Annotated in this window: 12 protein-coding genes; 3 read left to right on the forward strand and 9 right to left on the reverse strand. The window is 59.7% G+C overall.

What is annotated here, in order from left to right; translation table 11 throughout:
• Window positions 1-8 precede the first annotated feature (8 nt).
• On the reverse strand, window positions 9-2,366 hold the full coding sequence (locus tag RCJ00_RS11180; RefSeq protein WP_316221994.1) for a TonB-dependent receptor: 2,358 nt from the start codon (window positions 2,364-2,366) through the stop codon (window positions 9-11).
• A 621-nt stretch (window positions 2,367-2,987) separates the two neighbouring features.
• Here RCJ00_RS11180 and RCJ00_RS11185 point away from each other — a divergent pair.
• Entirely contained in the window at window positions 2,988-4,046 is a 1,059-nt protein-coding gene (locus RCJ00_RS11185) for a LacI family DNA-binding transcriptional regulator (protein WP_316221995.1), read from the forward strand.
• Here the strand turns inward: RCJ00_RS11185 and RCJ00_RS11190 are convergent.
• From RCJ00_RS11190 to rbfA, 5 genes are all read right to left on the reverse strand, one after another.
• Window positions 4,043-4,735: a pentapeptide repeat-containing protein gene (locus tag RCJ00_RS11190; protein ID WP_316221996.1), complete on the reverse strand. Its 693-nt coding sequence runs from the start codon at window positions 4,733-4,735 to the stop codon at window positions 4,043-4,045. The genes RCJ00_RS11185 and RCJ00_RS11190 overlap by 4 nt on opposite strands.
• Before the next feature lie 150 nt (window positions 4,736-4,885).
• Window positions 4,886-7,135: a polyribonucleotide nucleotidyltransferase gene (gene pnp / locus RCJ00_RS11195; protein WP_316221997.1), complete on the reverse strand. Its 2,250-nt coding sequence runs from the start codon at window positions 7,133-7,135 to the stop codon at window positions 4,886-4,888.
• A gap of 279 nt (window positions 7,136-7,414) precedes the next feature.
• On the reverse strand, window positions 7,415-7,684 hold the full coding sequence (rpsO, locus tag RCJ00_RS11200; protein WP_023459929.1) for a 30S ribosomal protein S15: 270 nt from the start codon (window positions 7,682-7,684) through the stop codon (window positions 7,415-7,417).
• A gap of 21 nt (window positions 7,685-7,705) precedes the next feature.
• Window positions 7,706-8,656: a tRNA pseudouridine(55) synthase TruB gene (gene truB / locus RCJ00_RS11205; protein ID WP_316222000.1), complete on the reverse strand. Its 951-nt coding sequence runs from the start codon at window positions 8,654-8,656 to the stop codon at window positions 7,706-7,708.
• A 79-nt stretch (window positions 8,657-8,735) separates the two neighbouring features.
• Window positions 8,736-9,227 carry a 30S ribosome-binding factor RbfA gene (rbfA, locus tag RCJ00_RS11210; RefSeq protein ID WP_316222001.1) on the reverse strand — a complete coding sequence of 164 codons (492 nt, stop codon included), beginning with the start codon at window positions 9,225-9,227 and terminating at the stop codon, window positions 8,736-8,738.
• Window positions 9,228-9,319: 92 nt separating this feature from the next.
• On the opposite strand from rbfA, the gene RCJ00_RS11215 reads away from it, so the two are divergent.
• Window positions 9,320-10,525 carry a DUF418 domain-containing protein gene (locus RCJ00_RS11215; protein ID WP_316222002.1) on the forward strand — a complete coding sequence of 402 codons (1,206 nt, stop codon included), beginning with the start codon at window positions 9,320-9,322 and terminating at the stop codon, window positions 10,523-10,525.
• Here RCJ00_RS11215 and RCJ00_RS11220 read toward each other — a convergent pair.
• Window positions 10,477-11,145 carry a hypothetical protein gene (locus tag RCJ00_RS11220; protein ID WP_316222004.1) on the reverse strand — a complete coding sequence of 223 codons (669 nt, stop codon included), beginning with the start codon at window positions 11,143-11,145 and terminating at the stop codon, window positions 10,477-10,479. The genes RCJ00_RS11215 and RCJ00_RS11220 overlap by 49 nt on opposite strands.
• A gap of 370 nt (window positions 11,146-11,515) precedes the next feature.
• Here RCJ00_RS11220 and RCJ00_RS11225 point away from each other — a divergent pair, with 370 nt between their 5' ends.
• Window positions 11,516-11,692 carry a hypothetical protein gene (locus RCJ00_RS11225; RefSeq protein ID WP_316222006.1) on the forward strand — a complete coding sequence of 59 codons (177 nt, stop codon included), beginning with the start codon at window positions 11,516-11,518 and terminating at the stop codon, window positions 11,690-11,692.
• Window positions 11,693-11,729: 37 nt separating this feature from the next.
• Here the strand turns inward: RCJ00_RS11225 and purU are convergent, their stop codons facing one another.
• Both purU and infB read right to left on the reverse strand, forming a co-directional pair.
• Window positions 11,730-12,620: a formyltetrahydrofolate deformylase gene (purU, locus tag RCJ00_RS11230; RefSeq protein WP_316222007.1), complete on the reverse strand. Its 891-nt coding sequence runs from the start codon at window positions 12,618-12,620 to the stop codon at window positions 11,730-11,732.
• Between the two features lie 109 nt (window positions 12,621-12,729).
• The gene (gene infB / locus RCJ00_RS11235; protein ID WP_316222009.1) at window positions 12,730-15,822 is read right to left on the reverse strand and encodes a translation initiation factor IF-2; all 3,093 of its coding nucleotides are present in this window, start codon (window positions 15,820-15,822) and stop codon (window positions 12,730-12,732) included.
• Between the last annotated feature and the right edge of the window lie 125 nt (window positions 15,823-15,947).

Below are 15,947 nucleotides of genomic sequence, written 5' to 3' on the forward strand. Positions count from 1 at the left end.
CGAAGGCATCAGCGTCTCAGGCGCAAGGTCAGACCCACGGTCCGCGGTTGACCCAGGAAGGCCTTGTAGCTGCCGGCCTGGAACGGCGCGGAGAATGCCACTTGGTAATAGACCTCGTCCGTCAGGTTCTGGCCCCACAGTTCGACCGACCAGTGCTCATCGGGGTCGCTGATCGCCAGACGGCCGTTGTACAGAGTGAAAGCCGTCTGGCGCTTGATCGGCGCCAGATCGGAACCGGTATTGTAATCGCTATTGTACTTGGCGCTGAAGCTGGCGTTGAAGCGATAATTGCCAAGCCCATGGGTGTAGTCGAGACCGTAGGCCGCCGACCATTTCGGAGCAAACGACGCCCGTCCATTGGCGACCAGCGGCACGCCGGGCACGGCATCCGGGCCAAACCGCGCGTCGTCATAGGTAATGCCGCCATTAAGGATCAGACCACCGGCAACATAACGGCTTTCGACTTCCACGCCCTTGGAGCGCAGGTGCGGCACCGAGTTGACGACGAAATTGGTGCCCAGAAAGGTATTGAGCTGGAAGTTATGGAACTGTTCGTCGAAGGCCGCCACGTCCAGGGCAAGACGGCGCGACAGGAACCGGCCCTTGAGACCGATTTCGTAGGATCGCGAGGTTTCCGCCTTGAACGAGGTATCGCGGTCGGCGGACAGATCGGCCATCTGTTCCCGGTCGAGATTGAAACCGGCGCCTTTCCAACCCGTGGCATAGGAGGCGTAGGCCATAACCGTCGGCGTCGCTTGCCATTTCATTTTGAGCGAGCCCGTCGTCGCGTCTTCGGCATTCTTTTGCGACACAGTCAGGGCGTTGAAGGCCGGGTTGGACCAGGGCTGGCAGATCGTGCTACGCGAACCGGTGGCACGAGCGCAGGCAATGCCATTGTCGCTATTGGTATAGGCCGAGGTCAGGTCCTTGGTCTGATGGTTATAGCGCAGGCCGCCTAGCAGGGACACGGTATCGGTGAGGAACCATTCGGCGTGACCGAACAGGGCCATATTGCGTTCGCGCTGTCTGTAGGTGTCGTGATTGCCCTGGCCCGGCACGAAGGACTGCCCCACCGGCAGGCCCGTCAGCTCAGATACCCGGTTACGGTTGGCACCAGCGGTCAGCAGCAGGCCGAGATAGGCCTCGTAATCCCGACCGTAGAGGGTTTCGTCATGGCGGACCAGGTCTTCCTGATTAGCGTATGCCCCGAGCATCCATTCGTAATGCGCAGTCTTGCCGTTGAGCCGGACCTCCTGTGACCAGGTGTCGAAGCGATTGCCAAACCCACCGTTCGGATCGCGATAATAGATATCGGCGGACGAAAAGTCAGCGTCATAGCCGTTGGTATGGTCCCAATGGCGATAGGCTGTAATGGAGGTCAACTGGACATTGTTGGCCAGGCGCAGATCCCATTGCGCCGATAGACCGGAATCGACGATGACTTGATCGGTCGGGCGATTGGACCACGCTTCGCGGCCCTTCGGATCGACGACGCTGGCGGTACCCGCGTCGGACGCCAGGCTGTCGATATAGCCACGCGTGCCACCGATAGCGATGGCCGTGCCGACGCAGCAGGATTCATCCCGCTTGGTATAGTCGGCAATGATCCGCAGGCGCGACCACCCGTCCCCGTCATAAAGCAGCTGGCTACGAACCGAGCCGTAGTTCTGGTTTCCGTCATCCGTGCGGGTCCGCGGACCGTCACCAGTATGGACGGTGTATTGACCGTCACGCTGGCGCTTGGTGGCAAACAAAGAGCCTGCCCAATGTTGCGACAGCCCGCCCGTGACGTAAGCGGATGCGCCAAACGTACCCTGCTCACCCGCCGTCAGTTCGTAGGACTGAGATGGGGTAAAGCTCGGCAGCTTGCTGACGACCTGGATGACGCCGGCGGATGCGCCCTTGCCATAAATATCCGACTGCGGCCCCTTCAGCACTTCGATACGATCCAAAACGCCCAGATCGCTCATAGCCGTTGCGGTGCGGGCGCGCGATACGCCATCCACCACCACGCCGACCGAGGAATCCAGCCCCGGATTGTCACCGACCGTGCCGACGCCGCGCAGGCGCGCCGTTGTCTGGGCTTCATTGGCCGTGGATGTAATCAGCAGGGACGGCGTCAGGGTCTGAATATCCTTCAGGTCGTGCGCGCCAGCTTTTTCCATCTGGCGACCGGACACGACCGACATGGCGATGGGCGCGCGGCTAAGCGGTTCAGGCTTTTTTTGCGCCGTAACGGTGACCTCGACAGGATCACTGGCCGTTTCGGCGGGGGGTTCGGGAGTTTGAGCGTTGACGGCGGTGGCAAGCCACACGCAGGCGAGCGCTGTGCCCGTCATGAGACGGCACGCAGACGTTGAAATCATATTTGGCCTCTTTTGTAGCCCCATTTTTGGGGTCTATGCCTGCGCCCGTAGGCCCATTATCGGCGCCGCGCAAGCGCTTAAAACAGAGATTGCCCTTACGGAAACCCGCAAAGCCTTATCCGACAAGGAAAGGCGAAGTTTGGCGATTTGGCAGGAAAATGTCTATTTTTGTAACCGCGTTCGGCGCAGAACAGTCCTATTTGCGAACGGTCAAAAAAAGAGGCGACCCTTAGGGAGCGGGCCGCCTTCGCCAGTTTGCAGACCTGTCACGTGTGACGATCATGCGGGCCAGAAGGCTTCAGAAGAGTCTGAATGAGGGGCGAATCGGCCTGGGGACCTGGGTCGACTAGGCCATAAGGTGGCGGTTCATAGCGATTTCCCTGTCCCACAATTTGCCGCCAGAGGAGCCCATATCATCCCCACCCGTCAATCAATGACGCGAAAATGGACCCGCTCCCATGCTTTCATCTTGTCACCCCAGCACGGCCTGTTTAACTAACAAATTGAATGCTTTGATTGTTTTATTTTTCGCTGCAGGCGCGAACGTTGCGTGCGCGCGACAGTCGTCCGCTTGACCCGTCACGTCCGACCGCTACTATCATCGCAACACAGGGGAGATGCATGACGGCCAAGGCGCCGACCATATACGACGTGGCCGCTTTGGCCGGTGTCGGCCGCACGACGGTTTCGCGCGTCCTCAATGGCGAAGGCCGGGTCGCCGAAACCACCAAGACGCGCGTGCTCGACGCCATTCATGCTCTGCGCTACAAGGTCAACACTCAGGCGCGGCTTCTGGCGGGCGGGCGAGTCCATAGTCTGATGCTGGTTTATCCGGCCAATGACGAGGTCGGGCCGGTCACCTGGTACAACCTGCTCATCGAAAGCGGCGCGCAACGCGGCTGCGCCCGGGCCGGATTGCAATTGCAAATGACCCAGATTTTTCCCGACTCCCTTAAACGACATGACCGCATCCTGGAGCCGGTTATCCAGCACGCCTGCGACGGCGTTATTCTGGCGCCACCTTTTTCCGACGACGCCGAACTGATCGGCCTGCTCAAGATGCGCAATTTCCCGGTTGCCAGCATTGCCGCCGGCCCGGCCACGCGGTCGCTCAGCGCCGGAGTGGGCATAGATGACGAGGCCGCCGGCTACGATCTGACGCGGTATCTTCTCGGCCTGGGCCACAAGCGGTTCGCCTTTATCGACGGATTGCGCGATCATATCTCCGCCGCCCAGCGGTTCGAAGGGTTTCGTCGCGCCCTGACAGATGCCGGGCTGGGCGAGGCCGATCATCGCGCCTTTCGCGGCACACTGACCTTCAGCACGGGGGCAGACCATATGCGGGCCCTGATCGACAGCGGTTTCCCGGCTACGGCGGTGATCTGCGCCAATGACGACATGGCGGCAGGGGCACTGTACCACGCCCACGAACGCGGGGTACGCGTGCCGGGGGACATATCCGTCGTCGGCTTTGACGACGCTCCCTTCGCCCAGATGGTTTGGCCCCCCTTGACCACCATCCACCAACCTGTCTTCGCCATGGCGCAACGGGCAGTAGAGATCATACTTCAGCAAATTCGGGGACAGTTTCGCGGACAGCCGCAGGCTTACGAAATGGCACCGCACCGGCTGGTGACCCGCCATTCCGCTACGTCGCCGGCAAGCGGCGCGCGAATTTAACGCACGTGCAGTCCCAACTCTGACAGCAGTTCGGAGGCCTGAGACCGGGAAATGGTCGCCCCCTTGAACCGGCGCGCATCTTCGAGGCGCACCCCGCCGATGTCGCTGCCGCGCAGGTCCGCGCCCTCAAAACGCGCGTCGGTCAGGGACGCATCGCGCAGGCTGCAATCCTCAAAGACGACATCGCGGAAATCGCATCTTTGCAGTTCGGCATTGTGCATGTCGAGTTGCTTAAGGGTCTGCTTGTTAAAAGCAATGCCGCGCAAGCGGGCATCGTTCAACCGGCATTCCTCAAAACTGATGTCGAGGGCGCGCGCATCATTGAAGTTGGCGCCCGTCAGCTTGCAACGCCGGAATTCCGCCTGGGTCAGAGTCGCACCGCGAAACAGCGCATTGTTGAAATCACAGCCCGTAAACCTGGCTTCGATGAGAATGGCGCTGGTAAAATCGGCATGGGCGCCCTTGCACGACGTAAACCGCGCCTGCTCCAGCTTGGCGGACGTGAATTTCGTCTTCTTGAACAGGCACTGATCGAACACCCAGCCATTGAGAATAAAGTCGGACAGGTCAACCTCTTCGACCTCGCAACCGGTCAGGGTCACGGGCTGTCCTTTGTTGGCGAGTAACAGGATCGCACCCCGGTCGAGGGTCTCGTCGGTAATGGTCGTTTCGGACGTCGTGTCAGACATGGAATTTCCTTTACGCGCCTATTTTATACACCTTTTGGGCATAGGCCGCGTCCCTTATCCCGCCTGAAACAAAAAAAGGCGACCCCAAAACGGGATCGCCTCTTCTTTTTAGCGGATAAGATAAAGGGTCATCGACCCCTCATCCCATTTTTAGTCGCGACGACGACGACGCGGACGCGGACGGTCACCACCGCCACGCTCTTCACCACCTTCGGCCGTTTCCAGCTCCGGCTCTTCGCCCGACGCCACACGGGCGGCGTCACGGGCAGCGCGCTCGGCGTCCAGCTTCTCGGTCAGGTCCTCACCGGTTTCCTGATCGACCACCTTCATGCTGAGCTTGGTCTTGCCGCGATCGTCAAAGCCCAGGAATTTCACCTTCACTTCGTCGCCTTCGTTGAGGACGTCGGAAACCTTGGCAACCTTTTCCTTGCTGATCTGCGAGATGTGGACCAGGCCGTCCTTGGCGCCGAAGAAGTTCACGAACGCGCCGAAATCGACGACCTTCACGACCTTGCCCTTATAGATGGCGCCGACTTCCGGCTCCGACGCGATGGATTTGATCCAGTCGCGCGCGGCGTCGATCTTCGACTGTTCCGAGGCCGCGATCTTGATCGTGCCGTCGTCCTGAATATCGACCTTGGCGCCGGTCTTTTCCACGATTTCGCGGATGACCTTGCCGCCCGAACCGATGACTTCGCGGATCTTGTCGACCGCGATCTTGATCGTTTCGATCTTCGGCGCGAATTCACCCAGTTCTTCACGGGCGCCCGAGATGGCCTTGTTCATTTCGCCGAGGATGTGCAGACGGCCGTCCTTGGCCTGACGCAGCGCCTTGGTCATGATCTCCTCGGTGATGCCGGGGACCTTGATGTCCATCTGCAGTGAGGTGATGCCTTCTTCGGTACCGGCAACCTTGAAGTCCATGTCGCCCAGATGATCTTCGTCACCCAGAATGTCCGACAGAACCGCGAAGCCGTCCTTTTCGAGGATCAGGCCCATGGCGATACCGGAAACCGGACGCTTCAAGGGCACACCGGCATCCATCAGGGCCAGCGAACCGCCGCAGACCGTGGCCATCGACGAGGAACCGTTGGACTCGGTGATTTCTGAGACCAGGCGGATCGTATAGGGGAAATCCGCCACTTCCGGCAGCATCGGACGCAAGGCGCGCCAGGCCAGCTTGCCGTGGCCGATTTCGCGGCGGCCGGGCGACCCCATACGGCCGGTTTCACCGACACTGTACGGAGGGAAGTTGTAGTGCAGGAGGAACTTTTCCTTGTACGTGCCTTCCAGCGCATCGATGAATTGCTCATCGTCGCCGGTGCCGAGCGTGGCAACGACCAGGCCTTGGGTTTCACCGCGGGTGAACAGGGCCGACCCGTGGGTACGCGGCAGGACGCCAACTTCCGACACGATGGCGCGAACCTTGTCGACCGGACGGCCGTCAACGCGCTTGCCATGATCGATGATGTCGCGACGCAGAACTTCGGCTTCGCATTCCTTGAACGCGGCGCCGAACTTGGCGGCATCTACGCCGTCCGGGTTTTCTTCGGTCTTCACGAGGGCGACAGCGGCCTTGGCCTTGGCGGCGCCGACGGCGGCATGACGTTCGTGCTTGCCCTTGATGTCGTAGGCGGCGCGGATATCGTCGGCGACCAGCTTCTTGATATCGGCAACGATGCCGGAGAAATCTTCGGCTTCAAAGTCGAACGGTTCCTTGGCGGCGTGTTCGGCCATTTCGATGATGGCGTCGATGACCGGCTGCATGCCACGGTGGGCGAACATCAGGGCACCGAGCATCTTGTCTTCCGACAATTCCTGGGCTTCGGATTCAACCATCATCAGGGCGTCGGCTGTGCCGGCGACAACGAGGTCGAGTTCCGATTCCTTCATCTGATCCAAGGTCGGATTGAGAACATATTCACCGTCGATGATGCCGACGCGAGCGCCGCCGATCGGACCCATGAACGGCACGCCCGACAGGGTGAGCGCGGCGGAGGCGGCGACCATGGCGACGATATCCGGATCGTTTTCCATGTCGTGCGACAGGACGGTCGCGACAACCTGAACTTCGTTCTTGAAGCCCTTGACGAACAGCGGGCGGATCGGACGGTCGATCAGGCGCGAAACCAGGGTTTCCTTTTCCGACGGACGGCCTTCACGCTTGAAGTAGCCACCCGGGATCTTGCCGGCGGCAAAGGTCTTTTCCTGATAGTTGACGGTCAGCGGGAAGAAGTCCTGACCGGGCTTCGGCGAACGCGCATAGACGACCGTGGCCAGGACGGTGGTTTCACCGTAGGTGGCCAACACGGCGGCGTCGGCCTGACGGGCGATACGACCGGTTTCCAGGGTCAGCTTGCGGCCGGCCCAGTCGATGGATTTTCTTTTGATGTCGAACATTTTGTGTCTTTCGTTCTGACGATGATCGGCCCCATGCCGCCAAGGTCTGCCGTCATCGGGACGGCGCGTGTAAAGGGCTTTTTCTTGAACTTTGGCCCAGCGTGTAAGCGAAGGTCGTCCTTCGCGGGTGTATAAGCAAGCCGGACAGGTCCGGCCGGGGTGTATAATCGCCGTTTCTGGCGAGGCTTTCCGAAGAAAGCACTTCACGCCCTTAAAGCAGGGCGGTCGTCATGTAGAAGGGCCTGGAGCGGAACCCCAAGCCCTTTGGTAGTGCGAAACTTAGCGGCGCAGGCCGAGGGTTTCGATGATCGAAGCATAACGGTCGGCGTGACGGTTCTTCAAGTAGTCGAGAAGGCGACGACGCTGCGATACCATTTTCAGGAGGCCGCGGCGGCTGTGGTTGTCCTTCTTGTGTTCTTTGAAGTGTTCGGTCAGGTTGGCGATGCGTTCCGACAGGATCGCGATCTGCACTTCGGCGCCACCGGTATCGTTGGTGGTGCGGGCGTGGGTCTTGATGACTTCCGATTTACGTTCGGCTGTAATCGACATCGGGTTCTCCTTAGTGAGAAGCTACAGGTTTAAAAGACGCGTCGGATGCAATGTTCCGCCGCGCAGCTCACACAAGGCCAGAACCTGTCCCTGAAACACCGCCTGAACCGTATCGGGGAACTCATGATAGCCGTCATCAAGACGGGCTTTCAGAGCCGTTCGAAGCTGTTCAATCTGACGGGGCAGAAGGGCAAGGTCGCGTCCTTGCTTCAATCTGGTGGCCTCGTCTTGCGTTATGGGCAGGCCCGGGATGTCGTCCAGTGCCGTCTCTACGCCAAGCAAAGCCTCAAGATGGGCGCCTCTATGCACTAAATCTTCCAGCTTTTCCAGTGTTATTGCGTCTTTTGTTTCAAACGCACCGACCGCTTCACGGCGCAGGCGTGTAACGTGGCCGCAAACACCGAGTTCCAGACACAGGTCGCGGGCCACCGAACGAACATAGGTGCCCTTGCCACAATGCAGGGTAAAGCTGGCCGTGTCGCCGGTGAAATCGTCAAGTGTCAGATCGAAAATCTCGATCTGGCGCGCCTTGAGCTCCACCACCTGCCCCTCTCGCGCCAGGTCATAGGCGCGTTTACCGTCGACCTTGATGGCGCTGAAAGCGGGCGGAACCTGTTCAATCGTGCCGATGAATTGCGCAAGCGCCGCCGTCACGGCGTCCCGTGTCGGGCGCGCGTCGGATTCGGCCGTTACCCGGCCTTCGGCATCGTAGCTGTCGGTCGTCTGGCCGAAGGTCACAGTGAAGCTGTAAACCTTGTCGGCCTCCATCAGGTAGGGCACGGTCTTGGTCGCCTCCCCCAGCGCTATCGGCAGGATGCCGGTCGCCAGAGGGTCGAGCGTTCCGGCATGGCCGGCCTTCTGCGCCTGGTACAGCCAGCGTATCTTGCCGACCGCCGAGGTCGAGGTCATTTCCAGCGGTTTGTCGAAGCAGACCCAGCCGTGGATCGCCTCGCCTTTTTTCTTTCGGGCCATGGGTACTCCTCATGGAAACGGCCGCGCATCCGGCGGCCGCTCCATGGACAATTGCGGGTGGTTATCACCCACTGATGCTCTAGTCTTCGTCCGTTTCGTCTTCGTGACGCAGATCGCGCGCGATGTCCGGACGCATGAACAGGGCGTCGATGCGCGCGGCTTCATTGAAGCTTTCGTCGTGCAGGAAGCGCAGGTCGGGCGTAAACTTCATGTCGATATGCCGGCCCAGAATACCGCGCAGGAATTTCGAATGCGTGTTCAAGGCGGCAACCGCCGGTCCGATCTGCGCCTTCGAAATCGTCACCCCGCCCAGGCCCGCACCCAGCGGTTCAACGAACACAGTGGCATGACGCAGATCCGGCGAACAGCGCACCTCGGTGACGGTGATTGATACCCCCTGAAGGGCATCATCATGGATGTCTTCTTCACGCAGAATTTCCACCAGGGCGTGGCGCACGAGTTCGCCGGCGCGCAGCTGACGCTGGGTCGGTCCCTGGTCTGCGGGAGCGCGCCCATGGGTCTTGTGTCCCAAATCCCTCTGGGCTTTGTCTTTAAATGAGTTACGTTTCATGCAGGTCCATATAGGCGTTTCTGCTAATTTTTCCACGCCAAAATGCCAGGCTGGGCTATAAGAGGTAAAACCTTACACAATACAGGGATGAAATGACTGCTGTAAAACCCGACTTCGTGCCTCGCATGGAGGGATTGGACGCCTTGCGCGGCTTTGCCCTTATGGGGCTGTTTCTCGTCCACATGCCGGAACTTTATGAGCTGTACTGGGCCCATCCGGCGACAGACCCGACCCAGTTACTTTGGCATGATATCATCTTCACGACTTTCGCCGGCAAGGCCTTCGCCCTGCTCGCCCTGTGCTTTGGCGTATCCTTCTTCATCATCATGGACCGGTCAGCCAAGCGCGGTATCGATTTCACCGGCCGCTTCATCTGGCGTCTGGTCCTGCTTGGGCTCATCGGTATCGTTCACGGCCTGTGGTATCGCGGCGACGTGCTGGAAGTCCTGGCTGTCATGGGCCTGTTCCTCATTCCCTTCTATCGCGTCAAATCCAATACGGTTGTCACCGCGCTCGGTATCTTCTTCCTGTGTCAGCCGTTGCTGGTCTTCCAGATGGTGAGTGCGCTGCAGGGTGCCGGCTGGGCCAATCAGAAGCCAGCGTCCTGGGGCGGCACCATCCCGGAGGCCTATCTAACCGGCAAAAGCCTGATCGAAACCATCCGCATGAACTGGGTGGACGGACATCCGTTCAAATGGTTGTTCATGCTGGAAGCTGGCCGGTTGAGTCAGATACTCGGGCTATCCCTGATTGGCATGGTGCTGGGTCGCATCGGCTTCTTTAGTCAGCCTGAGCGGTTCGCCAAGGTCCGTCTATTCGGCTGGGCAATCGCCGCCGTTCTGGCGCTTGGGCTCTATCTGGGCAAGGCGAAGCTGGTTGCCTTGGTTCCGACCTCCGAAGCCGTGTTCATGCCACACTCCCTGTGGGACACCATAGTCTCAAGTTGGTTCGACCTGAGTCTAATGGCTACCTTGGCTCTGGGCTTCCTGTCGCTTTACTATGGAGCAGGCCATCGTGTTCTGAACCTGCTGGCGCCAGCAGGGCGCATGACCCTGACACTCTATGTGTTGCAATCGATCATTTTCGTACCCGTCTTCTACAGCTTCGGCCTCGGGCTGCACGCCACCATGCAGCAATCGACGGCCGTGCTGATTGGCATCGCCGCCTTCGCCGTACAGGTCGCCACCGCTCATCTTTGGTTCCGTTACTTCTTGTACGGCCCACTGGAATGGCTGTGGAGGGCCTGTACCTATTTGACGGTAAAGGTGCCATTTATCCGCAAAAGCGCTTCGGCCTGAATTTCGAGAATCGCCTTGAGCGGCAAATGCAGGCCAAGGCGATTCCACGGCGCATTCAAGGCGCGCTGCTTAAGGCCCTCGATATAGGTGTCGGCCAACCAAGCCGACAGCGCCAGGAGGCCACAGACGTATGCTATGACCGCGTCCACCACTTGAAGGCTTTCCGGTTCCGGCCGCAGCAAGGGTGTAAAGCGGAGAGGGGTGGATTTTGGCGTTTCCGGCTGGACGAACTGGCTACGGATAAATTCGGCCAGGTCTTCGCGCAGAAAGCGCAGCCGATTGGTTTGGGCCTCTGCCTGAATGTGATCGCCGGCGTCCAGCGCGTAATAATCCAGAATCGCCCGGCACGTCTCCGCCTCATAGGCGAACAAGCGATGGCCCATCCATATCAGTTCGCGATGTGCCGGGCCCGACTCCTGCAATCGCGCCTTGATGGCCAGAATGCGGGGTTTGGTCGTCAACCAGTCGCGACTGATGGTGCCGATATGGGCGTTTTGCACACCGCACAGTCTTGCCAGTCCACGTTGTGTCAAAAACACCGAACCGTCGTTCAGACGGCCCATCCCGATACCTGCCTGTTCCGCGTAGTGCGTTACGACGAGAACCGGCGTATTTCGCATTTTGACAGGTGCCGTCCGTTTTGAATTTCGCCCTGTGGGCGAATCTGCAGGCGATATCTCGAACATGACCGAGGCCCGTATTTAGGTGATGGAAATATGACGGAAAGCTTATGCAGTAAGGAAGTGCGTTAATATTGCGGCGCAACAGAACGTTAATCAAGCCTTAAAATGTGGCTATATATGCGGTTAACGACACCAAGCGTTAACCTTCTGTGGATAAGTCGACATGCCTGCCCGTTCTCCACATTGAAAAATTATTTGTTCCCCATCAAGGCGTTGTAAAATACTTACGTAAAACGAGAAATAAATTTTGACAATTTGGTAAATTAACCCCAAATGTGGTGTCTGTGTATATCGGGAGTATCAGTCCTTGACCAAGTCGCTTTCCTCAGACGCCCTTTCTTTTGACCGTCCCGTCAAAAAAATGACCGTTCGTGCAGATGGTCATGATGTCCGACTTAACCTTCCCGTGGTCGGCGCTGTTTTGTTCTGCGCGGGCGCCTGGGCTGGCGTTGCCTATCTGGTGCTTCATCTGATCAACCACTGAAAAGACGGATCGCCAGCGCCCTTAGCGGTTTGACAGCTTAGCTGAAGACAACCGTTTTCAAGCCGTTGATGATGACGCGACGTTCCGCGTGCCAGGTTACGGCGCGCGCCAATACACGGGCTTCGATGTCCTGACCGATAGCCACCAGCTGTTCCGGGGTCAGACCATGATGAACGCGCTGAATATCCTGCTCGATAATCGGCCCTTCGTCCAAATCAGACGTGACGTAATGCGCCGTCGCGCCAATAATCTTCACACCACGCGCGTGGGCTTGGTGATAGGGCTTCGCGCCCTTGAAACTTGGCAGGAACGAGTGATGAATATTGATGCAGCGCCCATCCAGCCGACGCGCCAGATCGTCTGACAGAATTTGCATGTATCGTGCCAAAACGACGAGATCGGCCTGGTACTGTTCGATCAGAGCCAGAAACGCCGCTTCCTGTTCTGCCTTGTCCTTCGTCATTGGCAGATGGACATAGGGAATGCCGCTCCATTCGACCAATGAGCGCATGTCCTCATGGTTCGACATGACGCAGACGATATCGACCGGCAGCAGACCCGAGCGCCAGCGGTAGAGCAGTTCATTCAGGCAATGTCCGAACTTCGATACGGCGATTACAACCTTCGGCTTGTTCCCGAGGCTGTGGATCTCCCAATCCATGGCGAAGCGATGGGCGATAGGTTTGAAACCGTCGCGCAAGGTCGCCATTGGGGGCATACGCGGTCCCGCCTGTTTGAAAACAACCCGAACATAAAACATATCGCCGCGCGGATCGCTGGAATGGGCGTCGTTGAACTGGTTCGACTCTACAATCGAAATGTCGTTGTCGTTGAGATAGCCGGAAACGGCCGCCACGATACCACGCGTATCGGGACATTTGATGATCAGGACGTAATGGGCGGGATCAAGGTCTGTGGTGTCGAGCATGGCAAAGGCTATAGCAGGAAAGTATTGAAAAAGTAGACTGTTTCAAATGAAAGAAAAGGTGCGGAACCGGGGTCCCGCACCTTTATGGTTTTACAGCTGACTACGGAAATTACAGCGTGCGCTTGATTTCCTCGACCGTGAAGCATTCGATGAAATCGCCCTTCTTGAGGTCTTGGAAGCCGTTGAAGGCCATGCCGCATTCCTGCGACACCTGGACTTCGTTGACTTCGTCCTTGAAGCGCTTGAGCGTCGAGAGAATACCCATTTCCTGGATGACGACATCGTCGCGCAGGATACGGATACGGGCGCCCTTTTGCATCTTGCCTTCCTTGACGATACAACCCGCCACCTTGCCGACCTTCGAAATATCGAAGACTTCGAGGATTTCGGCATTACCGAGGAAGGTTTCGCGCTGGATCGGGGCCAACATGCCGGACATGACGCCCTTGATGTCGTCGATCAGGTCGTAGATGATCGCGTAATAGCGGATTTCCACGCCCTCACGCTCAGCCAGGTCACGCGCCTGCTTACCGGCACGGACGTTGAAGCCGATGATCGGTGCGCCCGAGCCCTTGGCGAGCTGGACATCCGATTCCGTAATAGCGCCGGCGGCCGAGTGGATAATACGGGCGCGGACTTCGTCCGTACCGAGCTTCTCCAACGAACCAACGATCGCTTCGCCCGACCCTTGCACGTCGGACTTGATGATGAGCTGAAGCTCCTTGACCTTCTTGTCGGCCAGCTTCGACATCATGTCGGTCAAAGACACGGCGCCGACAGGGGCTACGGTCTTTTCACGACGGATACGTTCGCGATATTCCGTGATTTCACGGGCGCGGGCGTCATTTTCCACCACGGCGAAAGCCTCACCCGGATCGGGCGCGCCGTCTAGGCCGAGGATTTCCACGGGCATGGACGGACCGGCTTCGGCCAGTTGCTCGTTACGTTCGTTGATCAGGGCGCGGACGCGACCGAACGACGAACCGGCAACGACGATATCGCCGCGCTTAAGAGTGCCGCGCTTGACCAGGACAGTCGCGACAGGACCGCGGCCCTTGTCAAGCTTGGCTTCGATGACAATGCCTTCAGCCGTACGATCCGGATTGGCGCGCAGGTCGAGCACTTCGGCCTGCAACAGGATCGCGTCGATCAGGGTATCTAGGCCCAGGCCAGTCTTGGCCGAGACTTCGACGACCTGGGTTTCGCCACCCAAGGCTTCGACGACGACTTCGTGTTGCAGCAGCTCATTGATAATGTTCTGCGGCTTGGCGCCGGGCTTGTCCATCTTGTTAATGGCCACAATCATCGGCGTCTTGGCGGCGCGTGCGTGATTGATGGCTTCGATCGTCTGCGGCATGACGCCATCGTCGGCGGCCACGACCAGCACGACGATATCCGTCACATTGGCACCGCGGGCACGCATGGCCGAGAAGGCCGCGTGACCTGGGGTGTCGAGGAAGGTTACCCGTTCACCCGATGCCACGCGCACCTGATAGGCGCCGATGTGCTGGGTGATGCCGCCGGCTTCGCCGGACGCCACATCTGCCTTGCGCAACGCGTCGAGCAGGGAGGTCTTGCCGTGGTCAACGTGACCCATGACGGCCACGACCGGCGGACGCGGTTGCGTATCGTCGTCATGGTCCTCGGCGTCAATGAAGCCTTCCAGAACGTCAGATTCCGACACCCGCTTGACCGTATGACCAAATTCTGACGCGACCAATTCGGCTGTATCGGTGTCGATGACGTCATTAATCTTCAGCATCATGCCTTGCTTCATCAACATCTTGATGATGTCGACGGCGCGCACGGCCATACGGTTGGACAGTTCCTGAACTGTAATGACGTCGGGGATGATGACTTCACGGGCAACGCGGGCCTGTTCGACCTGGGAACCCTTACGCTTTTCGCGCTCACGTTCACGGGCCCGGCGCACAGACGCCAAGGACCGCATCCGGTCGGCGGTGCCTTCATCGTCTCCGACAACGGCTTGCAGGGTCAGGCGGCCTTCGCGGCGCTTAGGCTCACCTCGGGTCTGGGACACGGCCTTGGTCGGCGCGCCCAGTTTGCCGCGCTTGTTGCCGCCACGATCATCCTCGTCACCCGCCTTGCGGGCGTCAAGCGCCTTGCCGGGGCCACCAGTGCCGCGCGAGGAGCGGATACGATCGACCTCAGGGGTTGCTGGCGCATTGGCGGAAACGCCGGCTGCCGGACGGGGCGGACGGGGCGAATTGGCGCTATAGCGCACGGTTTCACCACGGGGCGCATTGGGATCGCGCGGCGGACGCGGCGGAGCGTTCGGGTCGCGCGGTGTAAAGGGACGATTGGGATCGCGCGGCGGACGGTCGCCTTGCGGGCGATTGGCATCCCGGTTGAACGGGGGGCGGTCGCCTTGCGGACGATTGGGATCGCGTGGTGGACGGTCGCCTTGCGGGCGGTTTGCGTCACGATTGAACGGCGGACGATCACCCTGAGGACGGTCACCTTGCGGACGATCCCCCTGAGGGCGATTGCTGTCGCGATTGAAACCGCCGGAACGTTCGGCAGGGGCGCGCTGCGTATACTGGGACGGTTCACGCGGCGTGCGTTCATTGCGGAAGGCGGGCGCTTGCGGCGCAACAGGGGCCGGTCTGGGTGCACGGGCTTCGACCGGCTGCGGTGCGGAGGGGGTCACGACCGGTGCCGGCGCAGGCGTCGGGGCCGGAGTGGGTGCCGCTTCGGCACGAACCTCGACCGGGGGCGCGGCTGCTGGCTGCGGTGCCTGAGGCACAACAGGGGCCGGGGCTGGCTTGGCGGCTTCGGCACGCGCCGCGGCGGCACGTGCTTCAGCAGCACGACGGTCCTGATCGGCCAGGGCAGCGGCGATAGCGCGCTGGCGGGCATCTTGCTCTTCCTGACGCAAACCACCGGGCGCTGTCCGTTGCGGCTGACCCGAAGGGCGCGGCGCCTGACTTTGCTGCGGACGGTTGATTTCCGGCGCGGCTGGGCGCTGATGACCGGCTTGGCCACCGCTGGCAGGCGGGGCGCCGATACGGCGCTTGGTTTCCACGACCACCGTCTTGGAGCGGCCATGGCTGAAGCTTTGCTTGACGGTGCCCGTCGAAACATTGCCGCCGACACGCGGCTTCAACGTCAGCGGCGTGCGCTCACGTGATCCGTCGTTACGGGGGCTGTCGTTGTTCTTATCGTCTTTTCCGTCGCTCATCCGGCTCGTCTTACTAACCCTTGGGAAATCTGGCCCTGTTGCCGGATTTCTGTTTCAAAAATATGTCTTTCCAACGCCCGATATACCATCAGCCGTCGAAATTGAGCGTGGCAGAGAGGACCAAC

This window comes from Asticcacaulis aquihabitans (genome assembly GCF_032490435.1).
In the GTDB taxonomy this organism is placed as follows: Bacteria; Pseudomonadota; Alphaproteobacteria; order Caulobacterales; family Caulobacteraceae; genus Asticcacaulis.